The organism is bacterium (genome assembly GCA_040755755.1).
Classification (GTDB): Bacteria; SZUA-182; SZUA-182; order DTGQ01; family DTGQ01; genus DTGQ01.
On record JBFLZW010000054.1, the window covers coordinates 1 to 26,564 of the forward strand.

The following is a 26,564-nucleotide window of genomic DNA, read 5'->3' on the forward strand; positions in this document are numbered from 1 at the left end:
CTGCTGATCCGTTACCATCCAAGCCCCCCTTTCTTAGCTATTGGCTTGGATAGTTTAACTCTTTTCTGCCCTCCCCGTGGGGAATTTTAATTGTCGCCGGTGGGGAATTTTAATTGTCGTCCATCAGCCCTCAATGGTAAAATAATTTCCATAGCCAGCGGTAAAGAAAATTCCACAGGTGGGAGATGAATCTGGTACAATTTCTCCTTGAATTTTTTAGCAAAGTATCAAGGAGGAATAGAAGAATAATGGTAGGAGTGGCTATGTACACAACCATTAAGACACTATGGGAATTGAGGAAGAGTAAGAGTGAAATTGCCCGGATAACCGGACATGATAGGAAGACAGTAAGTAAAGTAATCAAGAATATAGAAAGTGGGCATGAGGAACCGGCAAGGAAGGAGCAGCAGAGCATCATAGACCCTTATAAAGAGAAGATAGTACAGATGCTGGAGGAGGGGTTAAGTGGAGTAAGGGTACACGAGGAGATATCAGCCCGAGGGTTTAGCGGCAGCTATGAGGCAGTGAAGAAGTATATTTCAAAGCTCAAGAGGAGCGAGGATATTTTTGTACGGGTTCACACACCGGCGGGGCAGGAGGCGCAGGTAGATTTCGGCTACGTGGGCAAGATCAATGCGTTGGCCAGAAGGAGTTTGTTGTCCACGGTGTAAAATCGACACGATTTTGGATAGATTGGGAGGAGTATCCCAAATTGCAGTATCGTTGCCGTGAGTGTAAGCACTGGTGGACCGATTTGTCAGAGACGATATTTTGAGGGCACTCGCCTTCCTCTCTCACATTGGCTTGTAGCTTTGGATTTGTTCCGGCAGGGCAAGAGTGCTCTGGCAGTGGCCCAAGAGCTTGCTGTCAATCGCCATACAGCAGAGAGAATGCACCGGCTCTTGCAGGATGAGTTGTGGATAAATCGTCCTGGAGAGAAGCTTTCAGGGATAAGCGAATCGGATGAAGTATATATCATCTGCGGTGCTAAGGGAATCAAACAAAAAGATCGTGCTCCCCGTAAGAGAGGGCTCAAAAAGCGTGGACGAGGCACAGCGCAAACTGATAAGCCCCCTGTGATTGGGGTGGTGGAGCGAGACAGTGGGGAAATTCGCTTGGAGGTCTGCCCTAATGCAAATAAAGAGACTTGCCATGAAGTGATAGAAAAACATGGAGAGCCCGGCTCTACCCTGAACCCAGATGATTGGGGAGGGTACAATGGGCTTGAAGACAAAGGTATTAAGCACAAGACTGTTTGCCACAGCCAAGGGGAATATGCCAGAGATGATGATGGCGACGGAATCAACGAAGTACATGAAAACACTATGGAAGCTATCTGGTCACTCCTCCGCCAGTGTGGCTCCGATCATACCGAGGAGTCAGAAAGATGTACCTGTACTTGTATGTCAACTCCTTTGAATTCTTCCACAACATGAAACGACGAGTCTCCGATGTCCTTTATTCATTACTCCAAACTCTCTTGGCTCCTCACGGTATCTAGGCATGAGCGTTAATTTTCACAATTATGCAAACTTTTTCTTCCCTGCCAGCCACTTTTTCTTCCTGTGAAACGCAAGCCCAGCTAGCTGAACCGTCGCATGCGGATATTCAGCAGGAGTCCGACGGCTGCCATATTGGTAACCAGGGATGTTCCTCCATAGCTTAAAAATGGGAGTGGTATTCCGGTGACCGGCATAAGGCCGACGACCATACCGACATTGGTGATTACGTGGAAGGCGAACATGCTGATAACGCCCATGGCCATGATTGTGCCGAGCTGGTCCTTGGCATGGAGAGCGCAATCGATCCCTTTGAGGATGAGGAACAAAAAGAGTCCGATTACCACGATACAGCCGAGAAATCCCCATTCTTCCGCCAGCACGGAAAAAATGAAGTCTGTATGGTGCTGGGGAATGAACCGCAACTGGCTCTGGGTTCCGGCCAGGAACCCCCGCCCCAGCCCGCCTCCGGAGCCCACGGCAATTTTGGATTGCAGCACCTGATAGCCGATTCCCAGGGGATCGAGATTCGGTTTGGCGAAGCTCAGGATACGATTGACCTGGTAAGGTTTCAGATGTCGCCAGACAATCGGTATGGCCCCCAGACCGGAGCCCACCAGCAGGAACATCCACCGTAAGGGGACTTCGGCGACCAGAAGCATGATCATGAAAATCGGTAAAAGCATCAGGGCAGAGCCCAGGTCCGGCTGCTTGACAACCAGCACGAGGGGGATGCCGAGCAGGACAAGAAGGATGATCATCTCCCGCAGTCTGATGTCTTCGCTGTGATGACGGGACAGATAGCCGGACAGGATCAGAATCAGAATGATTTTGCTGAACTCCGAAGGCTGGATTGAAATACCCATAACGCTGATCCAGCGGTTGACACCAGCCCGGCTTCCTGCCCCTCCCGCCAGAAGATAGATTAAAAGGATGTTATCCACAATATAGAAAAATATCCCGTAGCGGATGATCTGGTGATAATCGATGCTGATGATTACCAAAAGGCCGGCCAGGGCAAGTATCGCCTGATAGATCTGCCGCTGGTACAGGCCCCGTAAGGCAGGATTGGGAGCGCTATGGGTGGCGCTGAAGATCAGGACTATCCCGCAGGTGACCAAAAGACAAACCGCTGTCAGCAAAGACCAGTCAAAATTAGTCAGCAACCGGCGATCAAACATTTCCCGAAACTCCCGCTTTCTTCTGTCCCGGAGCTCCTGCTTTTTCTTGTTCTGAAGCTCCTGGTTTTTCCCGTCTCGCAGCTCCTGCTTTTCCCTGTTCCGGAGCTTCCGCTTTTTCCTGCACTGAAGATTCTGCCTTATCCTGTCCCGGAATTCCTGCCTTTTCCTGTTGTATTCCGGACCGTTCCTGCTTCAATTGAAAGTACTTGAGAAAGACCTCTTTCGCCAGAGGCGCACAGGCAGCCCCCCCCTTGCCCCCATGTTCGACGAAGACAGCCAGGGCAATTTCAGGCTGTTCGAATGGAGCAAAGCCGCAAAACCAGGCATGATCTTTAAGCTCGTCCGGCACATCATCATCTTTTGCGGAGTTATCCCGCAGACTGATCATCTGGGCAGTCCCCGTCTTTCCAGCCACCTTGATGTCAGGGAGCGCGGCCCTGGCACCGGTGCCATACTCGTTAACCACGCCAAACAATCCCAACCGGACCACATCCAGCGATTTTTGGGAAATATTCAATTTCCGTATGACCAGCGGTGGAACTTTCTGGATAACTTCTCCCTGGGTGTTGAGGACCGAGAGTACCAGTTGAGGACAGTACAGGGTCCCTCCATTGGCTACGGTAGCCATAAGATTGGCTGCCTGGAGAGGAGTAACCGAGATGAACCCCTGGCCAATGGCCATGGACAGGGTATCCCCCGGATACCATTTCGTCTTGAGGGCTTTGAGCTTCCAGGCCGGGGTGGGAATAAACCCGGATTCTTCATTCTCAAGGAGAATGCCGCTCGTCTGCCCAAGGCCGAAGAGCTGGGCATAGTGGGCAATATTTTCCGCACCGATCTTGGCTCCTGCCTGGTAAAAAAAGACATTGCACGATCGGACTATTGCCTGGTGCAGGGAAATCCGGCCATGCCCTTCTTTTTTCCAGCACTTCCAGTTCCACCGCCCGATGCTTACACTTCCGCCGCAATAGAAGGCCGATGATTCATTCAGCGCCCCTGTTTCCAGACCGGCAAGGGATACGATAACCTTGAAAACGGAGCCGGGTGGATATTGGCTTTGAATGGCCCTGTTCTGCAAGGGATACAAAGGGTTATGAATGAGGTCGGACCACTCCTTCTGGCTGATGCCGGAGGCAAAGGAGTTGGGATTGAACGAGGGGCGACTGGCCATGACCAGGACCTCACCCGTTCGCGTGTCCAGGGCTACGATTGCTCCGGCTTTATCCGCCAGAAGCTCCTCGGCCAGCTTTTGCAGCTCAAGATCAATGGTCAGCACCAGGTTATCTCCCGCCTTCGGGGCCTCGTATCCGAGAACCTGCATCTCTCTTCCCCAGGCATCCACTTCGATCTGTTTTCCCCCATCCTGCCCGATAAGGAAGCGGTTACAGACTTTCTCCAAACCGAACTGGCCGATTTGATCCCCTGCATGGATATCTTTATAGATCTCCTGATGCAACTGGCGTTCGGATATCTCACCTACATAGCCAAGTACGTGGGCGGCCAGCTCATTTTCCGGGTAACTTCGGACCGTACCAACAGTCACGTTTACTCCGGGAAGGTTGAGCTTGTATTCCTCTATGGCGGCCAGTTCGAAAAAGGTAAGATCTTTTTTCAGGATGATCTCCTTATATGGCCCCCACCGGGGAGCGGCCTGAATTTTTTCCCGCAGTTTGGCCACAGGCATATTCAGTATCCGGCTCAGGGAATCGATTTCCTTATCCAGGTCCCCGGTATCTTCCAGAGTGATCGTGGCCTGATAGGATGGCCGGGTTGCACTTAAGATCCGCCGGTTCCGGTCATAGATAATGCCGCGGGGAGCAGTGATTCTGACCAGACGGATCCGGTTATTCTGGGAAAGCGCCAGGTACTTCTCTCCCTGGATGATCTGCATAAACAGGATACGGATGGTAATGGTGAAAAAGGCTACCAGAATGAATCCTGTCACCAGTATGACTCTCCGGAAAAGGTGCTCGTTCTTATCCTGGGTTAATTCGGTCATCCTCGAAAATCCACCTTTTATGAAGCAGGTTTATCGTCCAGAAAAGGATCGGGGCAAGGATCATATTATAAACAGCCTCCGGGAGAACCAGCTCCAGAATAGTCTCATGGATACCCCGGCTCAGATGAAAGACCTGCAGGACCACAAGAAAAAAGATACCCTCTAGCAGGGAGAAAAAAAAGACCATCAGCATCTGAACCACCGGGTTCTTGGTATTCAGCCTTCTTTCCGCTTTTTTGCAGAGATATCCGAACAGGGTCTTCGTCAGAGCGTTGCTTCCCAGGATACCGGCGGAAAGAACATCCTGCAGGAATCCCAGTAAAAAACCCAGGCAGGTGCCCACTTCCTCCTCCCATCGCAGGCTGATGTAACAGACAACAATCAGGACCAGGTCTGGTTTGATGCCGGAAATGACCAGAATATTGAGGGCGGTACTCTGGAAAAATACCGAAGCCAGGATAAGGACGAAGAAAAACAGGAAATTTTTCAGTGTCATACTTTCAAATCTCTGAGACCGCCTTATAATTCAGGAAAGGGCCGCTCTCCCCCTCGAAACGGCGGGGTGAGCATTCAGGGAGCTAGAATTTAGGGGTCCTCTTGATAATCAAGACCTCTTCGAGTCTTGAAATCTTTGCCTCCGGAATCACCTCAACATACTGGAAGAGGTCATAATTATTTTTTTGAACCTTGCTGACTACGCCGACCACCACTCCTTTCGGGAAAACACCTCCGATGCCGGAAGTAATGACCCGGTCTCCCCGCCTGATATCCAGATCCTTGCCGACATATTTGAGGATGCAGTAGTCCTTGCCACTGCCGGCAGCGATCCCTTCGGCGCGGTTTCTTTGAATCAGAACCGCCACGCTGCTATGGATATCGTTAATCAGTAATACTTTCGCGGTATGGTTGGTAACTTCCTGAACCTTGCCGACGATTCCGCCATAGGTGACAACCGGCATGTTTACCGCCACTCCATCCATACTGCCCTTATCCAGCAAAACGCTTTTGCACCAGTTGGTGGAGTCCTTACCGATAATCTGGGCGGAGAAGGTAGGCTCCTCGATTTCTTTGCGAAAATCGAGGAGCCGCCGCAGGCGCTGATTGGCCTGTACGGCTTCGATATATTGATTATTCAAACTTTTCAGGAACTCGATCTGCTGCCTGAGCTCCTTGTTTTCCTGCCGGACGCCTATCAGGGCAATATAGTCATACCAGATATATTTTACCCCCCGGACCATGGACACGGATACTTTATGGATTGAGGAAAACAGGGTGATGGTTGACCGGAGCAGAGAATTGGCTCTCTTGCCCTGAAAGCCCTGAAAGGTGATTAGGAAAAATGAAATCAAGAGGAAAAAAATCAGGAGAGAAAAGGAACGATGCTTATCCAGATTTAAATCCATGACCCAAAGATTCTCTTCTTTCCCGGACCCTTTAAGCGCCGGATCAATTTTCAAGATGATGATGCAGTCTCTTCAAGACGATTATGGACTTTTTCAGTTTACGAGCATTATAGGGAAATCTTCTTCAGCAGATCGAATTCGTCAAGGATTTTTCCAGCCCCCAGTACCACACAGGAGAGGGGATCTTCTGAATAAATTATCGGTAATTTTGTTTCTTCCCGCAGCAGGCAATCAAGCCCGGTCAACAGGGATCCTCCGCCAGCCAGAACGATTCCCCGATCAACGATATCAGCCGCCAATTCCGGAGGTGTGCGCTCCAGGGCCATTTTAACAATATCCACGATCGCTGAAATCGGCTCAGCCAGACAACTGCGGATTTCATCATCATTGATAACCAGCGTCTTGGGAACCCCCACCACCAGATCACGGCCCTTGACCTCCGTAGTCTTGGGCTCCGGCAGGGGATAAGCGGAACCGATGGCAATTTTTATCTGCTCGGCCGTGCTTTCACCTATCATAAGATTATATCGTCTTTTAATATGCTGAGCAATACACTCATCCATCTCATCCCCGCCGACCCGCACCGATCCCGTGTAAACAATGCCGGAAAGCGAGATCACCGCAACCTCGGTAGTCCCCCCTCCGATGTCGACCACCATATTGCCCGATGGCTCCTGAATCGGCAGACCTGCACCAATGGCCGCAGCCATGGGCTCCTCGATAATATAAATTTCCCTGGCGCCAGCCTGGAGAGCGGAGTCCCGGACAGCCCGCTTTTCCACCTGGGTGATGCCCGATGGAACACAAATGATCACTCGTGGACGGACGAGCGTTTTCCGATTATGCACTTTCCGAATGAAGTAGCGCAGCATGGCCTCGGCCATTTCGAAACTGGCGATAACTCCGTCTTTCATGGGGCGAATGGCTTCGATCCCTCCTGGTGTCCGGCCCAGCATCCTTTTGGCTTCCTTGCCGACAGCGATGACATTCTTGGTGTTCTTTTGAATAGCCACGACCGAGGGTTCGCTTAAAACCACACCTTTGCCCTTTACATACACACAGGTGTTTGCCGTACCAAGATCAACCGCCAGATCATTCGAAAACAGCCCAAACAGCGAGTCAAATATCATAATCTCTAGCTCCTCTTTATAGGACTCCTCTTACTACGAATGGCTGAAACATTTCATATTCTCTCCTACAGTCGCTTAAGCGATTAACCCCATTGATTAGAGAACTACTCCGGATAACATCAGGTGTGATATACATGGACATGAAAGCTAATTTTAGACGCCCCCCTGCTGATAAAAGGAATGTTTGTTTCAGTATATAAAAGTTCCCGATTTAAAAACAGTTACTAAGTTATTGTTTTGAGCTATCAAAAAATTTTTCTCATTCTAACAAAAACATTTCACCGAAGCAAGAGAAAAGAATGCCCCTTGAAAATATGCAGGACATGAGATATAATTAATTTATTTAATTTTTGGAAGAACTTAGATGACCTCTCAAGGCTCATGATCTGGAAGGAGAAAAAATTAAATGCTTAGTCTCATGCGAAAGAATGTAAAATCCTTTATGGTAAAAGCAATCATTATGCTCATAGTGCTGGCTTTCATCGGGACCATCTTCCTTGTCTGGGGGGTAGGCAGTGATAAGGCCAAAGATAAGGGAAGGGTCATTACGACTATTTTCGGCGAAGATGTCACCCATCTTGAGTACGTCACCGAATACCGCCAGCTCTATGAATATTATCAAAACCAGTTCAAAGATCACTGGTCACCGGAAATGGCTGAGCGGATGCAGCTCAAAAAAGCTGCCCTGGACAATGTGGTCAACCGCCGGCTCTTGACGCATGAGGCCATCAAGCAGGGAATCACGGTTCACGAGAAAGATGTTCTGGACAAGATTCAAAGCATGCCGATATTTCAGCAGAACGGGCATTTTGACCCACGGGTCTACGCGCAGGTTCTGGAATACGGAATGCACATGGATGCTGCCTCCTTCGAGGCTCAAATGAAAAAAAGCCTGCTGATCGACCGCCTGAGGGAGAGAGTCAGAGGCGGTATCAAGGTATCGCGGGCGGAGCTTCTGGATGCCTATACCCAGCAGAATGAAAAAGTACAGGCTGATTATGTCCTCTTCACTCCAGCCGCATTTATCCCTCAGATTACGGTTTCCACTGATGAGATCATCAGCTATTTCGAAAAAAACAAGCAGAAGTTCGAGCTTCCCCCGCAGCGGAAAATCCGCTACATTTATGTTGATTGTCAGAAGCTGAAGAATTCGTTAACCATTGACGAGGAATCGATCAAAAGGTATTATGAAAGCCACGAAACCCAATACCAACTGCCCAAACAGGTCCGGGCCCGGCACATTCTGATAAAGACCGATCCCACCGCTGACGCGGCCAAAAAAGAGGAAGCTAAAAAGCAGGCCGATGCCCTGTTGCAGAGAATCAGGGCTGGAGAAGACTTCGCCAAACTGGCTACGGAATTTTCCCAGGATCCGGGCAGTGCACAACAGGGTGGAGACCTTGGGTTCTTTGGCCAGGGCCGCATGACTCCCACCTTTGAAAAAGCGGCCTTTGCCCTGGAAAAAGGAGCAGTAAGCGAGGTTGTGGAATCTCCCTTTGGCTACCACATAATCAAGGTAGAAGACGTGCAGGAAGCGCGCACCAAGTCGGTCGAGGAAGTCAGAGGGCAGATCACTAACCAGTTGCTTGATGAAAAAGCCTGGGAAGCGGCTGAAAGTGAAGCCTATAATCTCGTCCGCAACTTCTATAAGGCTGGTAAATTGGAAGATGTAGCCGTCAAAGCGGGATATGCGATCGCTGATACCGAATTTAGCGAGGATGCGAAAATAGTACCGGGTATCGGGCACTCCGAAGATATAGTAAAAAGTGCTTTTGCCCTGAAAAAGGAAGATATCAGCATGCCGGTTCGAGCGAACGCAGGATATTATATCCTCCGGCTGGTCGAAGAGACCCCGGCGAGGGTCCCCGAATTGAACAAGGTCATGGATAAGGTGAGCCAGGCACTCCAGAAAGAAAAAGCCGAAGCCAGAGCCAAGGAAGCGGCTGAAGAACTGCGCACCAAGCTGCTGGCCACAAAAACTGACCTTGCCTCCCTGTCCCAGGGTTATCAGGTACCTGTTGTCGATAGCGGCGAGGTATCTCACAATGGATACATCAAGGGATTAGGACAGGATCAGGATCTTGCCAATGCCCTGTTCAGTCTGAAAGAGGGAGAACCAACTCCCGTACTGCAAACTAAAAAGGGAGTCTGTGTAGCGGTCCTGAAGAAACGGGTCGGAGTTGACCTCAACAAATTCGCTGAGGAAGAAAAAACACTTCGCGAGCAGGCGCTGCGGGCCAAAGAGCACCAAATGTTCCAGACCTGGCTTGAGCGGTTGAAAAAAGAGAATAATATTGTTATTGATTATAATCAGGTATGATACATTCTTTCTGCCGATAAGAATTACGTAGAGAAAAGCACAACACACAAGATTGTTTCCCCGCCCCTCTGGTCAATCAGAGCCATTGACCAGAGGGGTTTTTTGTATTACCCGCCGGAAGGAGAAACGAATGAGCTATAGAATCACGAGCAAGAGGATACTGACTCCCTCGATCGTTTTGCTGGAGCTTGAGCATCCACAACTGGCCAGAGCGGCCCGTCCCGGAAACTTCGTGGTAGTCAAGGTGGATGAATATGGAGAGAGAATCCCCCTGACCATAGTCGATCGCAATGAGAAGCAGGGCACGATTACGGTCATTTACCAGATTGTGGGGGCATCCACCCGCAAACTCGCTGCCTGTAACCAGGGCGACACAATCATGGACCTGGTGGGGCCTCTGGGGAAGCCTGCCCATATCTTCAAGGCCGGGACAGTAGTCTGTATCGGCGGCGGAGTCGGCGCAGCACCCGTTTTGCCAATCGCCAGGGCCATGCAGGCGATTGGAAACAGAGTTATCTCCATTATCGGGGCCAAGAGCAAAGATACCCTCATCCTGGAGGATGAAATGCGGGCTGTCTCTGACCGGCTCCTCGTGGCTACGGATGACGGATCGTATGGAGTCAAAGGTTTTGTGACCGATCTTCTGGCAGAGCTGATCAGCAGGGAAGAAAAAATCGACCTTGTGGTAGCCATCGGTCCGGTAGTGATGATGCGGGCTGTAGCGAACATGACCAAACAAGCCCATATTCCAACCGTGGTCAGCCTGAACTCCATCATGGTCGATGCTACCGGCATGTGCGGTGCCTGCCGGGTCAGCGTTGGCGACAAGACCCTGTTTGCCTGTGTCGAGGGGCCGGAATTCGATGGCCATCAGGTGGACTTCGACGAATTACTGAAACGGCAGGCCATGTATCGGCGGGAAGAAAACCGGGCGGAGTTTACCTATTCCTGTAAATGCAGGGAGCAGGAAGAGAAGGAAAAGGAGCGGGCGGCAAACCCCAGACCCAAGACCCGCGTCCCCATGCCGATGCAAAACCCGGCTGTACGGATCCACAATTTCGATTCCGTTGCTCTGGGCTACAGCCGGGAAGATGCCCTGCTGGAAGCCTCCCGCTGCCTGGAATGCAAAAAGAAGCCCTGCATCGAGGGCTGTCCGGTGGATGTCGATATTCCAGCCTTTATTCACTTCATCAAGGAAGGGGATTTTGCTGGTGCAATCAGAAAAATCAAGGAGAGAAACAGCCTTCCGGCTGTCTGTGGCCGGGTTTGCCCCCAGGAAAGCCAGTGTGAGGCCCACTGTACCCTGAACAAGAAAGGACAGCCGATAGCCATCGGCAGGCTGGAACGGTTTGTGGCAGATTACGAGTATGCGCACAGCAGCCCACAGCCTCATGTGCCTGTCGTCCGCACCGGCAAAAAAATAGCCATCATCGGATCCGGCCCCGCCGGTCTGACCGCCGCTTCTGAACTGGCCAGAATGGGTCATGAAGTCACGGTCTTTGAGGCACTCCACAAGGCCGGAGGGGTATTGATCTATGGCATCCCGGAATTTCGCCTTCCGAAAAGCATTGTCCAGCGGGAAATCGATTATGTCAAAGAACTGGGGGTAACGATCAAGACCAACCACGTCGTCGGCAAGCTGGTTACGGTCGATGAATTACGGCAGCAGGGATTTGAGGCGGTCTTTATCGGCACCGGAGCAGGGCTGCCATCCTTTATGAACATCCCCGGTGAGAACCTGAACGGTGTCTACACAGCCAACGAGTTTCTGACCCGCGCCAACCTGATGAAAGCCTATCTCTTCCCCGACTACGATACTCCGATCAGAATCGGGCAGGAGGTGGCCGTAATCGGAGGGGGAAACGTGGCTATGGATTCGGCTCGGGTCGCCCTCAGACTGGGAGCGGAAAAGGTCTTCATCGTCTACCGAAGATCGATGGAGGAGTTGCCAGCCCGGCGTGAAGAAGTCGAAAATGCCCTCGAAGAGGGAATCGAATTTATGCTCCTGGCCGCTCCTACCCGAATTCTGGCCAATGGCTGCGGCTGGGTGAAAGGGATGGAGTGCATCAGGATGGAGCTTGGTGAGGCTGACCAGTCAGGCCGAAAAAGGCCAGTCCCCGTTTCCGGCTCGGAATTTATCCTGAACGTCCAGACAGTTGTCGTGGCTATCGGCCAGGGACCAAACCTTCTTCTGACTGCAACTATGCCTGATCTGGCCCTGAACAAAAAAAGAAACATCATGGCCGATGAACAGACCGGAGCCACGAACCTGCCCGGCATCTATGCCGGTGGCGACATCGTGACCGGAGCAGCCACCGTGATCAAGGCCATGGGCGCAGGGAAAAAGGCTGCCCAGGCTATCGACAGGTATTTACAGGGCAGATGAGGAAGCATGGCAGCATGTCAGCAAAGGCAGGTTCATTTATCTTGACAATGTTAAGTTAGAAAAGCCGCCTTGATGATACTGAATTGCCTTGGTAATAATTGTATTTATCCCCATGATTGTGGGAAATACTAATCGTGAGAGCATACCCGTAGAGGAACCTCTCCGACTGAGGGATAGCTGAAATCAAAGGTATCTTCAAGGAAAAATTCACCATCTTAAAAGGTCAATTTGTAATGTAACATTGTCAAGATAATAAAGAGTATTTTTACCGTGAAAATATTGGGGGACCAAGGGCAAACTCTTCCCTTCCCGTCAACCTGCCGGTTTACAGGCTGGATTGCAGCCTACGGAGAGTGGGGTTAACTCATTAATTTACCTGTGCTTGTACAGGCCAATAGCCATACTTCTTCAGTGCGTTCTGGGGACCCCAACGACAGTTATGGCAAGTGTAGATGACATCTTAAGTAAGGTTGATGAAACAGCAGAGCTTGAAATCCTTAGATATGCTGCCCAATATCGGAAGTCTGGGTATTATCTTGACAAGCGAATGAGGGGATATTCTCATGATTCGGAGAATATCGAAAGCGGTAGAAAAATAAGGGGATGGACCTTGATGATCCATCCCCTTGCGGGTTATTAGTATAGCGAGTAAAAGCTCCTCGTCCAGACGGGATTGCTGAATTACCTGAAGTGCCGCATTAAGGTATTAATGAAGCAGCCTCCGTTATCGCTGTCATTATCGACATTGATTAACGCAATCTCTTTTTCAGCAAGCCCGCTGTAGTTTACATCTTGCGATGTTACTGCTAAGGTAATCTTATAAGCTATGTTGCCATCATCCCGGTCATCATTGACACCGGTTACGGTAACGGTCTTGGGAGTGTTCCAGTCAACTCCAGAAAAGTCAATGCTGTCAGGCGATACGGTGCCTTCTGTGGTATCGGAGCTGGTAATTCTTACCGTTACCGTAGTCGTTGGCTGTGTGCTCAAGGAAACGGTAAAAGTTGCCTTCCCCTTATCCTCGGTCGTGTTCCCGCTTATTGCACTCACCAATAAACCATAATCATTATCATTGTTGATTACCGTTACATCGGCAGGATTGATGCCGTTGTAGGCTGTATCATTGGACTGTGCTGCCGCGGTGATTATCGTATAAGTAATGGGGCCATCAATAATACCATCATCGACTCCGGTTATGGTCACTGCTTGTGGAATATTCCAGTTATCAGGAGTAAAGGTAAGGGTAGCAGCAGATATGATCCCTTCTGTGGTATCGGAACTGGTCAGCGCAATAGTAACATCCTCAGTCGGCTGAGTATTGAGAACAACGTTAAATGTAGCCTCGGCCCCTGCCTCTGAGGTTGTTGGTCCGCTGGTGGGGCTGACTGTTATGCCCGGCGTGTCATTGTCAGTGTTGGTGATTGATACCGTAGACGTGACAGTATCGTAGCCCCCTCCTGATGCTGTTGCGGTAACCGTATAGGTTATTGCACCATCAATAATGCTATCATCGGCTCCAGTTACAGTTACGGTCTGGGCCTGATCCCAGTTGGCAGGAGTGAAGGTAAGGCTGGTAGCCGATAATGACCCCTCTGTCGCATCGACACCGGTGAAAGCCACTGTAACATCAGCCGTCGGTTCGGCAGCCAATTGCACTGTAAAGGTAGCCGTGTTCCCTGCACCCGCTGCCTCTGTTGTGGTTACATTGGTGGGATTGATCGTTATGGCTGGGGTTTCATTGTCGTTATTGGTCACTGATACTGTGGCCGTAAGCCCCTCGTAGTCTCCTCCGGCCGCTGTTGCCGTAATCGTGTAAGCTACAGCACCATCAGTAACACTATCATCGGCTCCAGTTACAGTTACGGTCTGAGCCTGATCCCAGTTGGCAGGAGTGAAGGTAAGGCTGGTAGCCGATAATGATCCCTCGGTTGCATCGACACCGCTGAAATTCACGGTAACCTCAGCCGTTGGCACGGTAGTTAAGCGCACGGTGAAAGTATCCGTGTTATCCTCGCCCGCTGCTTCACTTGTAGTAACACTGGTGGGATTGACCGTTATGGCTGGCGTGTCATCATCGGTGTTGGTGACTGATACTGTGGCCGTAAGCCCCGTGTAGTCGCCGCCGGATGCTGTCGCCGTAATCGTGTAAGATGCATTGCCGTCATCGTCATTATCATCCACTCCAGTTATGATTACCTCCTGCGTCTGGCTCCAGTTGGCAGGAGTAAAGGTAAGGCTGGCAGTCGATAATGACCCTTCAGTCGCGTCGAGTCCGGTGAGAGCTACCGTAACATCAGCCGTTGGCTCACTTGCTAAACGCATGGTGAAGGTAGCCGTGTGATTTGCGCCAGTTGCCTCCGTAGTTGACACCCCGGTGGGATCGACCGTTATCCCTTTCGTATCATCATCGGTATTGGTGACAGATACTGTAGCCGTAAGACCCTGATAGTCGCCACCGGCTGCTGTCGCTGTAATCGTGTAAGTTTGATCATCATCATCAACAGATTCATCGACTCCGGTAATAGTTACATCCTGAGTCTGGCTCCAGGTGGCAGGAGTGAAGGTAAGGCTGGCGGTCGATAACGACCCTTCAGTCGCATCGAGTCCGGTGAGAGCTACCGTGACTTCATCCGTAGGCTGGGTGGCCAGACGCACGGTAAAGGTAGCCGTGTGATTTCCCCCTGCTGCTTCTGTTGTGGTCACACCGGTAGAACTGACTATTAAGGCTGGTACTTCATTATCAGTATTGGTTATTGACAACGTGGCCGTAACACCATTGTAGACTCCTGCGGCTGCCGCTGTTGCCGTGACCGGGTAAGTTATATCACCATCATCATCAGTATCATCTAATCCGGTTACGGTTATGGTCTGAGGAGTGCTCCAGTCGGCAGGAGTGAAGGTAAGGCTGGCATCAGATAATGACCCCTCTGTCGTGTCGACCCCGCTAAAAGTAACGGTAATATCCTCTGCTGGCTCGGTAGATAACCGTACGGTGAAAGTGGCCGCGCCTCCTGCTTCCGTTGTGGTCACACTGGGTGGATTTATCGTTATACCGGGTGTTTCATCATCGGTATTGGCTACTGACACAGCCGTAGTAACACCATTGTAGCCACCTCCGGATGCCTGTGCCGTGATCGTGTAAGGTTGACTGCCATCAGCAATATCATCATTCAATCCGGTTATGGTTACAGTCTGAGTCTGGTTCCAGTTACCGGTGGTAAAGGTAAGGCTGGCAGATGATAATGATCCCTCTGTTGCATCAACATTAACGAACGTAACAGTGACATTGTCCGTTGGCGCAGTAGCCAAGCGTACCGTGAAATCAGCCGTGCCTCCTGCCTCTGTTGTGGTCACACTAGTTGGATTTACTATTAAACCTGCATCGTCATTCGTATTGGTTACTGACATCGTGGCAATTATGCCATCATAGCCTCCACCGGCTGCCGTAGCAGTAATTGTGTAGGTTATATCACCATCAGCAACGTCATCATTAACTCCGGTTACGGTTATCTCCTGGTTCTGGTCCCAATTATCCGTAGTAAAGGTAAGACTGGCAGTCGATAATGAACCTTCTGTTGCATCGACACCGCTGAGAGTTACCGTAACATCAGCCGTGGGCGCGGTCTCTAAGTGTACCAAGAAAGTACCTGTCCCCCCTGCCTCTGTTGTAGTCACACTTGCAGGATTAATTATTATACTCTGGGCTATTGCATAGCTTTGAAAACCTAAAAACAGAGCAAAAAACAATACAACTCCAATTATTGACTTTAGCGACTTCATTCTAACCTAACCTCCTGTACAACTTACTTTACTGTCCAAATTTTAGGATCAATTGTTTTCCCAGGAAATTTACCCTCGATTCTCTTAATCTCACAGCGAAAAGGAACACTGATAATGAAGACTGCGGAGTGCCTTTACCTTTCTCAGGAGGGTTTGTTTCCGTCTGAGGTTACCGCTTCTCATTCGTCGGTCATAATCAATGACCGGATGGCGGAGATAGACACAGTGGAAAAGGATAAAATTCCAGGCGAACGGTTTCCAGGATTAAAAATAAAGTATATACCATGTTCTTCGGCTGAAAATCAGAAGGTCTTTTAAGACCTTGAGTAATGAGTCAGCACAATGGCGTTGGGCACCATGAGCGCTACTCACCGTGTGATAAATTACTACAGTTCTGATGGCCTGTCGTAAGGTGGGAAATCAAAGATGTTAAGCAGGCGCTCTTATTCATTTTTATCCGACAAAAATCACCGATTTTATTAAGATCTTATTTAATTCATAATATGGATATAAAGTCAATATATATTAATAAGCATGAATCATGCCAGCTTTAGCCTTTGACTTTATAAAATAATTATTCAACATTTTCAATAGGATAATCTCAGAGAAACAAACGCTCAGAGAGATGGTCGGATAAAAAAGTCACATGGTTATGAATTTGATTTCACAAATTTGTTTTCCATAAGTCAACTCTTTACTTGGTAAATACCGGTGTATTGTAATATAATGTGGAATAAAATTCAACACATAAATAGTATGAACTAATCAAATTTCAACTTATCAACTCATCATTCTTCAATCCCGCCTGGAAGCAGCGGTCATTGCTGACATCTCTTCGTGCTGCAGGCTACCCTCGGCAGTGCAGACAGGTGTTGTCGTCAGATGCATTTCACTCTCTGGAGACAAGGTCATGAACTGAATACTCCCTGCCAGCCCCTCGCTCGATCTCTCTTCCCCGAAGTGGGCGAGGGAGAAGCTGACAGCGTAGCCCTTTATGGAGGGTGTTCCCCGTTATGACCTGTCCCTCATCAATGATAATAGGTACTCACACATCGAATATGTGTATGCGAATCCAACAAAATTGTCGAATCTCGCTATCCTTCTTCCTCCACTTTTGTCGCTTTTGGCACCATTCTAACCAGATTCACCGTTGCCGGAAACTCCTGTGCAACGGTGCCCACCAATAATTTTTGTTCCTGCCACGCGGTATAACCTGGGGTCGTGGGGTCGGGCAATCCAGAAAGTTGTATTAATATCCGGACAAAAGGCATTGCTCAAAGTTGGCATGCAGTATGCAATTACTAGAGGCAGATTCACTGATGAGCATCAGGAGCAGGAAAAAATCCCTGCTCCAGGGACCAGTCTCAGGAACTATTTAAGGTATGGAACCGTAGAGAACGACATGGAACAGTCAAGTAAGAGCATGGTAAGAAGGAAAGCAAAGCAACAACTCATTCCTAAAAACAAAAAGAAAGGAGATTTGCCTATGAGAGTAAAAAAAGCTTTTTGGTACCCGCTGCTTATCTTTTTCGTATCTTTCACCTTGGGAACTGCCGTTACAAGTTACGCCTCTTTGCAAGAGAATAACCGCCGTGAAAGTACTGTGTCTGAGTCTGACCGTGGAAAAGCAAATGAGGTTGACCATCCTCAATCATATATTAGAAGTCTGGACGGGCATCCTGATTTGCTGCGATGGAGTATCGAAGTCGATGATAAACCCTTTCAGGTTACAATCAACAGAGATAAGGAAACCATTACCATTGAGGGGGAGGCGGAAGACCGGGATCAGAAAGATAAAGTTGAGCACGTCATCAGGTTGCGGGCACCCAATGGTTTCAGGATTATTAATGAGATTAAAATAACTCGGAATTTCGAGAGAGAGAGGGGGTGAGGAGCGTGAAATAAAAAAATGCCGGGGGGCGGAATCGAACCGTCGACACAGGGATTTTCAGTCCCTTGCTCTACCGACTGAGCTACCCCGGCATTTTTATTCGAGGATCATTGATATTCGGTATTGTAATGCTCAACGCTTGCAGCGTCAATGACATCTAAGTTTAAGCAATATATCATGGAGGCCGCAGGCTGTCAACAAAATTGAAACATCCCTGGGAAATTTTTACCTTTCTCGTGCTTCTTCCACCTCTTAGAACATGAGCTGCAGCGATAGGGAGATAGTAGTGTTGCTGTCCCCATCGGCCAGCCGCAAGCCGTGTATCTCTTCCCTCACCAGTTCTTGAAATTGGGCAGATTCTTGCAATATCCAGAATTCCCGGCAAAAATTTACCGCTATCAGCCAGGATGAAGACCATGCATATTCCAGACCCATGAGGAATTGACGTTGTTTTTTTATTACCTCTCCCCTTGACCATCCGCGTTCATAGTCGATCGCGGGCCGGATCCGGAGCCCAGCCAGCGGCTCCCACTCAAGGGACAGGGAGGTGTCGTCGGCATCGGTGCCCATATGGTGTCCCATGATTCTGTCGTGAGATGAATAGGCCAGCCCTTCACGGCTGGCAGCATGGGTATACCAGGCTGCGGGGTTGCTGCCTGCATGCGTGCTGGCATATTCGGCGCGAAAGCGAAGCTGCCGGAGGGGTCCCAGGCTGGGCAGGAATATCCCGGCAAGGTGTGCCCAGTTTGAGGGGCAAAGGTGCGCTTCATCCTCGCCTGCATGCTCACCGTAGAGGGTCAGGGCTTGAAAATCCAGGGGAAGGGTAATCCTCCAGTTGACTCCCATCTGCTGATTGCCTGGTCCGCCGGCGCGATTTTCGTGTCTGGCCAGAAGAGCATCAGGAAAATCATTCCCACGCCGAAAAAGGAAGGTGCGGATGAGGCCGCATTCAAAGCGGGGGTTAATCTTCAAAGATATGGCCAGGCCGGAGAATTTCGGTTTGTGGATATCCGGATGGGAGAGCTTCTCTTCATCCTGGGCAGAGTTATTATCTTCATCATATGGCCGGTCTTTTTCCAGTTCGGCATAGAAAAAGGAAAACCGTGCCAGCCCAAGAGGCTGCAAAATCGAGGGAAGCACGAAGGGTGCTCTGCTGCTCAGGCAAATGAGTTTGAAGGGCCTGGCATTATTGGTCAATTGGAGAGTCCCGTGTGTCCCCTGGCCCCACCAGAGTGACTCCTTGCCGATGGTTATACGGAAATGACTCACCGTGGACTGCATATAACCCCGGGTGAATTCAAACCTGCTGGAGCAGACATGATGGCTCTGAATGCCGCTCTCACCCTGATCATCGTCATGGTCGCTATGATGCCCGATCGACCAGAAAGGCTGCACAAAAAATCCCAGACGGTTCCAGATCTGCCCCCGGAATTCCCAGTCGAGCAGCACCTGCCTCCCTCCGCTGCCCGGTCCCTGCATATCGAAGCTGCTGCCCCGATCCCGCCCGTAATCGTTTTCTGCTGCTGTAAAAATATCCTGATGGCGACAGGTAATCCTGATGCTTTCGATCGGCTTCAGGAAACTTTGCCCCGGAGAGAGACCCTCGTGGAAGGCAATCTCCTGCCGGAAGGCATGTCTGAGGCCGGCCAGAGTCGAAATGACGAGTGGTCCTGGTATGAGGCCGTGCATCCTGGCATTTTTCTCTCCCTCCAGAACGAGAATGGCTGCCTCATCACGGGATATCGGTCTGATCCCGGCTGAGAAAGAAGGCAGATAACCAAGTGCGGCCAGCCATTCAAGATCTGCAAAGGTCCCAGAACCGAGGGGAACATTGGTCTGGGCTGAGAGGGGGCCCGAAAGGGCAGCGGACAGCAGGATAAAAAATACCGGCACCAGCCGGATCCTTGCCAGGACTTTCCTTTTCATGACTCTCCTTGAGAATCAACAGGCAGCATCGGCCTTTTTCAATAAGCGCCCATAATTACCCCAGCCCCAAGCGCGGTCTGATAGAAAACCTGGCTCCAGTCAAGCACATTCTTTTTCAGGGCCAGGCTCTTCAGCCGGGGAGGGACAACAACGGTGTCTCCCGGCTCAAGGCAGGCAGCGGCGGTTTTGGGCGAAATAAAAGACTTTTCCTCAGCGCTCCAGTGCAGGTTGATGAACCGGGAGGTACAGTCTTTACCCACGATGGATCCATCCGCCTTAATGATATAAATATTGTCCTCTTCAGCATTGGCCGTCAGCCCGCCTGCCTTTTGCAGGTAGTATTCTGCCCGGCGATTGGGTACGTAGACGATGGTCGTAGGGTTATAAACCTCACCAAGAACGGTGACGGTCGAAGGTTTCCGGGGAACGTAGAGGGTATCGCCGTCTTCCAGTTCGATGTCAGCCGCAGAACCCCGGAATTTTTCGATCGGGGAAAGCTCGATAATGACCCGGCCGGTGGCCTGAGATTCCCTCAGCTTGCTGAGGAGCTGGTTTTCAATGCTCAGGGATTTTTCGATTCTCTGGCCGTCATCCTTGGGAGAGAGAGACTCTTCGGCAGCCCTGGAAGAAGAAAAGAGCGTTTCTCTCTGAAGATCGAGGATATAGCGGCCAAGCCGCTCCTGTTGCATTTTCTGAATCGACTGGCGGGTAAAGAAAGCGCCGCGCAGGTAAGCGAATTCCGTGTAGCCTCCGGCCTTGCTCAGGATGGAAGAGAGGCGCTCTCCCCGCTGAATGATGAACCTGCCGGGGTGGCGGACCTCCCCGCTCAGAGTGACCATATTGAGGTTAAGCCTGATGAGATCGCCATCCTCGAGAGGATCGTCCGGAGCAACTGGTTTTGGCACGGGCATTTTCCCGTCAGCCAGTCTGATGCGCTCAACTCCGGGCACACCCCACCTCCCGCCCAAAAAAGTTCCCCCTGCCAGGTCCATGAGCTGAGCAACGGTCGATGAAGCGGTCTGCTCATAAATCCCCGGCCTTTTCACCGGCCCGGTAATAGCCACCACCGGCCCCAGGGGAGGAACGAAAATGGTATCCCCATCTTCCAGGGGCTTGTCTTGACTTCGATCCCCATTCAGGAGAAAATGATAGAGATCGACCACCTCGGGGGTGGCTGCATTTTGCCTGATTCGTCTGATCGCCCGCAGCGTCCCGGTTTTGGTGGGGCCTCCGCACTGGAAGAGGGCATGGTAAATGGTTGCCAGGGGAGAGAGGAGGTAAGTGCCGGGCTTTTTGACCTCACCGGCTATGATCACCTGGATCGAGCGCAGCCTGCCGAGCGAGGCATCGAGCTTGAATTGGGTATAAACCCGTGAGAACTGCTGAACGAGAAATTCTTTCAACTCGCCCAGTCTCAATCCGGACACGGAAAGTACACCGAGCTTGGGAATAATGATCTGGCCATTCTGGTCAACCGTTACCTGAAAGGAATTCTCCACCAGCCCCCACAGGTAGATGGACAGCTCATCTCCCGGGCCGATGATATAGTTTAAGCCTACCGGCGCTCTGGCAGGCGGGGCAAAACCGGAAGCAGCAGAGCGAAAGATGGAATAGCCGAATTGCTCCAATTGTTCATGGGCCTGGGAGGAGAAGAACCGTTCGATGCAGGACTGCTCTTTCGGAGCATGGTCCTGAAGGCGGTCCAGCACCTCGGTGCGGGTCCGGTCTTCGGCCATTTGCCGCTGCATCTGCGAAATGTCCTGGATAGTCATTTCCCAGCCATTCACACCGCCGCCTGCCGGGTTCTGGGAAGGTGACAGTTGCCAGGAGGGGCTGTTAGAAGGCCCCGGCGTGGAGGGGGAAGCAGGAGAAGCGGTCGATGCTGCCTGCTGAGCCGCAGCCTGCACCGGCAAAAGCAGGAGGAGAAGGGTAACCCCCGTAACCAGGAGAAGGATAAGCGAGTATCTTCCAACGTCTCGTAAGTTTGCGCTCATGATTGCCAGACAAAAAAGGACAGTGAATTTTACTCGTAAGAATACCGAATAAACCCGAAATACTGTATCATATACTTTCGGCAGAAATAAGGAGAACCCTATGACTGATTTCATTCAGGTTTTCATTACGGCTTCAAGCCGCGAAGAAGGACAGCGCATCGTGGATGCTCTGGTGAAGAGCCGTCTTATTGCCTGCGGTCAGGTTGCGGGTCCGATCCAGAGCACCTACTGGTGGCAGGGCAGCATCGAGAGCAGCACAGAGTGGCTGTGCCTGGCAAAATCCCGGGAAGATAAATTTGCCGGGATCGTCAGCCTGGTAAAGGAACTGCACTCGTATCAGGTTCCGGAGATCATCGCCATGCCTCTTGCTGGCGTCAGCGATGACTATGCGCAGTGGATGAGGGAAGAGTTGAGGAATTGAGGAACTGTCCATAAGTTCCCCAAATATTCCCTATTTTCCTTATAACTACAGCATGCTCTGTAAAAAGAACACAAGACCTGCTTTCACTTCCCCGCCAGGCCACGAACCGTATCGACCAGATGCTCGATGTCATCGGTTTCGAGCAGGCAATCCTGGCCGAGGTAGAGATACCCCCGCGGGGCTTTATATCCCTGCTGCTGCAGCATCTGGAGCATCTGGGGATGCTGGTCCAGCTCAAGCAGTTTGATGATTTTGCGCGGCTCGGAAAGGGCGAATGCCTTCCCGAGAAAGTGCCGGGTTGTCTGATCTGTCTGTCTGCCAAGAATAATGACCAGCACGGCGGGTTGCAGCAGCAGGTAGCAGGCCAGGGCATAGTGGGAAGCAAAGATTCCGTAGCGGGGGAAATCCTGACTGAAAAAAGCCAGGGTGTGGCGGGCTATGGCCAGATATTCCGGGTTCTGATCCAGAATGCCGAGCTTGAGGAAGAACTCCGCAGCCAGGGCATTATCCAGGATGGGTTTAATCCGCTCCCGCAACCGGCCGCAGGGTTTATCGGTATCCGTCCGGTCCCAGAAACCTCCCTGCTCATCGGAGAAATTGCGGTGGATGAGCTGTGCCAGCAGGGATGCGGAAGAAAGATATGCTTCCTCGCCGAGAATCTGATAGGTGTCCAGCAGCGCTCTGGCCATGTATATCTGGTCCGCCAGAAGCCGGAAGGAGGTATCGGGAGGGAATCCGGCTGCATGCAGCATCCCGGCGTCTTGAGTGAAGCAGTGCTGCCAGAGAAAAGCCAGCGTTTTTCTGGCCCGCTCAAGATAGCTCTCTTCCTCAAAGACTGCCGAAGCTTTCAGGAAGGCGGAAACAGCCAGAGCGTTCCAATCGGTATAAATAGTTTTCTGAGGGGAAGGCGGGGGGAAAAACTTTCGTTCCGCACGGCTGAGGCGGTAGTATTCCTCATCCGCCCGCTGACTTGGGAAAAAAACGGACCGGCCCGGATCGTACAGATGGGTATCGAGGTAGCGGGCGACAGACCGGGCAATGTCCCGATATTTCTCCTGACCGCACACCAGCCAGCCATCAAGGTAATTGTGCAGCAGCCAGGCATTATCGACCAGCATCTTCTCGGTCTGAGGTGCGCTCCAGTCCCGCTTTTGCGCCAGGCGGAAAAACCCTCCTTCTTCCCGGTCAAAAAGCTCTCCTTCGGCCATTCCGTCAAGGGTCCTGGTGGCAATTTCCTCCATCGTGGAGTCAGAAAAAAGCCGGGCAGCACAAAGAGCAAGCTCTATGGCTTCATAGTGGGGGAATTTCGGCTCCCGGCCAAAGCCGCCGTAAATCGGATCGAAATCCGCTGACAGGAATTCCAGTACCTTGTGGACAATATCGAGTGAGAGCCCGGTTTCCTCTGTCGTCCTGTCGCCGACATGGTGACTTGCCCGTTTCTTTGCCTGCCTGAGGCGGCTGCGCAGCTCCTTCCTGTGCTCTCGGTAGAGAAGAAGACAATGGGTCAGCAGTTTTTTGAGATCTTCCCGGTTGAGAAACGTGCCTCCGGTAATTATCTCTCCATCAGGAGTGAGGATGGCGATACTTGGCCAGCCGCCCATAGTATAGCGCAGATTGATATCCGGCCGCTCATCGGAATCGACCCGAAGAGGGATGAAGTATCGGTTGATCAGAAGGCAAATCTGCGGATCGGTGAGGCTTTCACTCTCAAGCCTGCGGCACCATTGACACCAGGGGGCCTGAAGATACAAAAAAACGGGTTTGTCCTCGGACTTGGCCTGAGCAAAAAGGTCATTGGACCATGCCTGCCAGGAAATGCTGTCGGCGGCTCGCTTCTCCATGTCTTTTCGCTTTACGGGAGCAGGGATTGCCGCAGAACGAGAGCCGCTTCCTTGGCAAAATAGGTGAGGATGATATCCGCTCCGGCGCGCTTCAGTGAGGTCAGAACCTCCATCATGGTTTTCGTCCCGTCGATCCATCCATTCCGGGCGGCAGCCTTGATCATGGAATACTCCCCGCTGACGTTATAGGCTGCAACGGGTACGGAAAACCGGGTCTTGACCCGATAGATGATATCCAGGTAGCTTAACCCTGGCTTAACCATGATAATATCCGCTCCCTCCTCAATGTCGAGAGCGCATTCCCGCAATGCTTCCTGAGCGTTGGCCACGTCCATCTGGTAAGCGCGCCGGTCGCCGAACTGGGGTGTTGACTCCGCTGCCTCACGAAACGGGCCATAGAAGGATGATGCATATTTGGCCGCATAGGACATAATCGGCACCTGGCTGTATCCCCGCTCATCCAGTGCCCTGCGGATAGCGCCGATCCTCCCGTCCATCATATCGGAAGGGGCCACCATGTCAGCTCCGGCATCCACATGGGATGCGGCAATCTGGGCCAGGAATTCCAGGGTCCGGTCGTTGTCAACCTGGCCGTTCTTGATGATGCCGCAATGCCCGTGACTGGTGTATTCACACATGCAGATATCGGTAATGACCACAAGCTCGGGGAAACGGCCCTTGATGGCCCGCACAGCTCGCTGAACGACTCCTTCCGGGTCATAGCTTTCAGTCCCGAAGTCATCCTTTCTCTGCGGAAGGCCAAAGAGGAGAATGCCGGGAATCTGCAAGTCGCGTACCTCCGTGAGCTCTTCAAGAAGAAGGTCGATAGAGAAATGATCGATGCCGGGCATGGATTGGATCGGACGTTTGATTCCTTCACCGGGAACCACAAACATGGGGTAGATAAGATTATCCACCGAAAGATGCGTCTCCCGCACCATTCGCCTGAAATTCTCGCCAAGGCGCATTCTTCTCGGTCGATGCACTGGAAAAGGCATGGTCGTTTTCCTCCTGACTTCCCTGATTGCCTCTGGTTGTTGCTGAAAGCTTATCGCTCATATTGGTAAGACAACACAGTAATATTTCTCCCGCAGAGACGCAGAGAAAATAATTTGTCTTTTTTACCTCTGTGCCTCTGCGTCTCTGCGGGAAATCCCCTCTATAGGATTTTCACTTCGCTAAAGGCATCAGATCCAAACAGTGTGATGGCTACCATATATGAGCGAAGCTTATTCCGGGTTTTGGTAGTACCGGACAATAGCCTCCGTCATGGCGGCAATAGTATATTCCTGCGGTACAATGCTGACCGCAAGCCCCCGGGATTCCGCTTCCTGAGCGCATACCGGGCCGATACAGGCAATCTGCACTCCTTTGAGCAGCGTGGGCAGCGGAGTATCGTTCTTCTGGAAAGCGGTACAGAAATTTTTTACTGTCGAGCTGCTGGTAAAGGTAACCATATTCACGGCATTTTTTTGCAGAAGATCCGCAAGATACGACACATCCGAGCTATCCGGCAGGGTTTCATAGACCGGAATAACCGAAACCGATGCCCCCTGTTCGGCAAGTTTTTCAGGCAGAATATCACGGGCTTCCCGTGCTCTGGGGATCAGGATGCTGGTCCCTCGCACTCCCGATTCGAGAAGACCGTCGATGATGGATTCCGCCCGGTATTCCGGGGGAACATAATCGGGGATAATCCCCTGCTGTCGCAGGGAAGCCGCGGTCTCCGGACCAATGGCGCAGACCCGTGAATGACTGAACGCCCGGCTGTCTTTGTTCAGCTCATGCAGCCTCTGGAAAAAAAAGTCAACTCCATTGACGCTGGTAAAGATGACCCACTGATAACTGGAAAGCGCGGCAATGGCCTCATCGAGCAGCCGGTGATCCTGTAAACCTGATACGCGAATGGTCGGAAATTCAATGGCCAACGCCCCAAGCTCGGTAAGGTTGTGGCTGAAGCTGCTCGATTGTGCCCGCGCCCGGGTGACTACAATAGTTTTGCCAAACAGCGGCCGGCGCTCGAACCATTGCAGCTTTTCCCGCAGATGCACAACCTGGCCGACGACAATGATGGAGGGAGAGCCCAGACCTTCTTCGGCCACCCGCCGGGTCACGGACTCAAGATCAGCCACCAGGGTCCGCTGCCTGGGGCTGGTACCCCACTGAATGACCGCTACCGGAGTTGTGGCCGCAAGGCCGTGCTGTTGCAGCCGCTCGGCAATAGTGGACAAGCGGGACATGCTCATCAGAAAAACGAGCGTTCCCGCTCCGGTGCTGATTCTGTCCCAGTCGATGCTGGATTCTTCCTTGGTCGGGTCCTCATGGCCGGTAATAAAAGCCACGGTCGAGGTAAACTGCCGATGGGTCAGGGGGATTCCAGCATAAGCAGGCACCGAGATGGCTGAAGTTACACCCGGAACGATCTCGAACGGGATGCCCTGATCAGCCAGTATTTCCGCCTCTTCTCCTCCACGGCCAAACACGAAGGGGTCACCGCCTTTCAGGCGGGCTACTTTTTTCCCTTCGAGAACCTTGCGCAGGATCAGTTCATTGATTTCTTCCTGCAGAATGTGCCGGGTCCCGCCCTTCTTGCCGACATAGAGTATTTCGGCATCCGGCCTGGCCCAGGAGAGAAAGACGGGATTAGCCAGGTAATCGTAAATCAGGACCTCGGCTGTCTGAATGCATTCCTTCCCCCGCAGGGTGATCAGTTGAGGATCCCCGGGACCTGCACCGATCAAGTATACAATCCCTTTTTTATTTTCCACCTTCGGTAACCTTTCTCCGCTCCCC

The 26,564-nt window shown here is 51.4% G+C and carries 18 protein-coding genes and 1 tRNA gene; 7 read left to right on the forward strand and 12 right to left on the reverse strand.

Annotated elements, in window-relative coordinates; genetic code table 11:
* Positions 1–248: 248 nt before the first annotated feature.
* Both AB1611_15870 and AB1611_15875 read left to right on the forward strand, forming a co-directional pair.
* Positions 249–671 carry a hypothetical protein gene (locus AB1611_15870; protein ID MEW6381068.1) on the forward strand — a complete coding sequence of 141 codons (423 nt, stop codon included), beginning with the start codon at positions 249–251 and terminating at the stop codon, positions 669–671.
* Between the two features lie 57 nt (positions 672–728).
* Positions 729–1,436 (forward strand): IS1595 family transposase, encoded by a 708-nt coding sequence (locus tag AB1611_15875; GenBank protein ID MEW6381069.1) that lies wholly within the window; start codon positions 729–731, stop codon positions 1,434–1,436.
* 146 nt (positions 1,437–1,582) lie between these two features.
* Here the strand turns inward: AB1611_15875 and rodA are convergent, their stop codons facing one another.
* From rodA to AB1611_15900, 5 genes are all read right to left on the reverse strand, one after another.
* On the reverse strand, positions 1,583–2,680 hold the full coding sequence (gene rodA, locus AB1611_15880) for a rod shape-determining protein RodA (protein MEW6381070.1): 1,098 nt from the start codon (positions 2,678–2,680) through the stop codon (positions 1,583–1,585).
* Positions 2,673–4,679, reverse strand: coding sequence for a penicillin-binding protein 2 (mrdA, locus tag AB1611_15885; GenBank protein MEW6381071.1), 2,007 nt, complete (start codon positions 4,677–4,679; stop codon positions 2,673–2,675). The genes rodA and mrdA overlap by 8 nt, the downstream gene beginning before the upstream one ends.
* Positions 4,657–5,175 (reverse strand): rod shape-determining protein MreD, encoded by a 519-nt coding sequence (gene mreD, locus AB1611_15890; protein MEW6381072.1) that lies wholly within the window; start codon positions 5,173–5,175, stop codon positions 4,657–4,659. Before mreD ends, mrdA begins: the two co-directional genes overlap by 23 nt.
* Positions 5,176–5,257: 82 nt before the next feature.
* Entirely contained in the window at positions 5,258–6,082 is an 825-nt protein-coding gene (mreC, locus tag AB1611_15895) for a rod shape-determining protein MreC (protein ID MEW6381073.1), read from the reverse strand.
* Between the two features lie 107 nt (positions 6,083–6,189).
* Positions 6,190–7,212 (reverse strand): rod shape-determining protein, encoded by a 1,023-nt coding sequence (locus AB1611_15900; protein MEW6381074.1) that lies wholly within the window; start codon positions 7,210–7,212, stop codon positions 6,190–6,192.
* A 406-nt stretch (positions 7,213–7,618) separates the two neighbouring features.
* On the opposite strand from AB1611_15900, the gene AB1611_15905 reads away from it, so the two are divergent.
* The 3 genes from AB1611_15905 to AB1611_15915 all read left to right on the forward strand — a co-directional run bounded on the left by AB1611_15905 (position 7,619) and on the right by AB1611_15915 (position 12,558).
* Positions 7,619–9,532, forward strand: coding sequence for a peptidylprolyl isomerase (locus AB1611_15905; protein ID MEW6381075.1), 1,914 nt, complete (start codon positions 7,619–7,621; stop codon positions 9,530–9,532).
* Between the two features lie 130 nt (positions 9,533–9,662).
* Positions 9,663–11,918, forward strand: a complete 2,256-nt coding sequence (gene gltA, locus AB1611_15910; protein MEW6381076.1) for an NADPH-dependent glutamate synthase — start codon at positions 9,663–9,665, stop codon at positions 11,916–11,918.
* Between the two features lie 439 nt (positions 11,919–12,357).
* Positions 12,358–12,558: a hypothetical protein gene (locus AB1611_15915; protein MEW6381077.1), complete on the forward strand. Its 201-nt coding sequence runs from the start codon at positions 12,358–12,360 to the stop codon at positions 12,556–12,558.
* A 41-nt stretch (positions 12,559–12,599) separates the two neighbouring features.
* Here AB1611_15915 and AB1611_15920 read toward each other — a convergent pair whose 3' ends face one another.
* Positions 12,600–15,557, reverse strand: coding sequence for a hypothetical protein (locus AB1611_15920; protein ID MEW6381078.1), 2,958 nt, complete (start codon positions 15,555–15,557; stop codon positions 12,600–12,602).
* 1,411 nt (positions 15,558–16,968) lie between these two features.
* Between AB1611_15920 and AB1611_15925 the strand changes: the two genes are divergently transcribed.
* Positions 16,969–17,589 carry a hypothetical protein gene (locus AB1611_15925; protein MEW6381079.1) on the forward strand — a complete coding sequence of 207 codons (621 nt, stop codon included), beginning with the start codon at positions 16,969–16,971 and terminating at the stop codon, positions 17,587–17,589.
* A gap of 19 nt (positions 17,590–17,608) precedes the next feature.
* On the opposite strand, the gene AB1611_15930 is transcribed toward AB1611_15925, so the two are convergent.
* From AB1611_15930 to AB1611_15940, 3 genes are all read right to left on the reverse strand, one after another.
* Positions 17,609–17,681, reverse strand: a tRNA-Phe gene (locus tag AB1611_15930).
* A gap of 160 nt (positions 17,682–17,841) precedes the next feature.
* On the reverse strand, positions 17,842–19,515 hold the full coding sequence (locus AB1611_15935) for a capsule assembly Wzi family protein (GenBank protein ID MEW6381080.1): 1,674 nt from the start codon (positions 19,513–19,515) through the stop codon (positions 17,842–17,844).
* A gap of 38 nt (positions 19,516–19,553) precedes the next feature.
* On the reverse strand, positions 19,554–21,509 hold the full coding sequence (locus AB1611_15940; protein MEW6381081.1) for an SLBB domain-containing protein: 1,956 nt from the start codon (positions 21,507–21,509) through the stop codon (positions 19,554–19,556).
* A 100-nt stretch (positions 21,510–21,609) separates the two neighbouring features.
* On the opposite strand from AB1611_15940, the gene cutA reads away from it, so the two are divergent.
* Entirely contained in the window at positions 21,610–21,930 is a 321-nt protein-coding gene (cutA, locus tag AB1611_15945; GenBank protein MEW6381082.1) for a divalent-cation tolerance protein CutA, read from the forward strand.
* Between the two features lie 83 nt (positions 21,931–22,013).
* Here the strand turns inward: cutA and AB1611_15950 are convergent, their stop codons facing one another.
* The 3 genes from AB1611_15950 to cobA form a co-directional block, all read right to left on the reverse strand.
* Entirely contained in the window at positions 22,014–23,771 is a 1,758-nt protein-coding gene (locus AB1611_15950) for a DUF255 domain-containing protein (GenBank protein ID MEW6381083.1), read from the reverse strand.
* A gap of 11 nt (positions 23,772–23,782) precedes the next feature.
* A complete protein-coding gene (hemB, locus tag AB1611_15955) occupies positions 23,783–24,769 on the reverse strand; it encodes a porphobilinogen synthase (GenBank protein ID MEW6381084.1) in 987 nt (328 codons plus the stop codon).
* A gap of 231 nt (positions 24,770–25,000) precedes the next feature.
* A complete protein-coding gene (gene cobA / locus AB1611_15960; GenBank protein ID MEW6381085.1) occupies positions 25,001–26,539 on the reverse strand; it encodes a uroporphyrinogen-III C-methyltransferase in 1,539 nt (512 codons plus the stop codon).
* Positions 26,540–26,564: the final 25 nt, after the last annotated feature.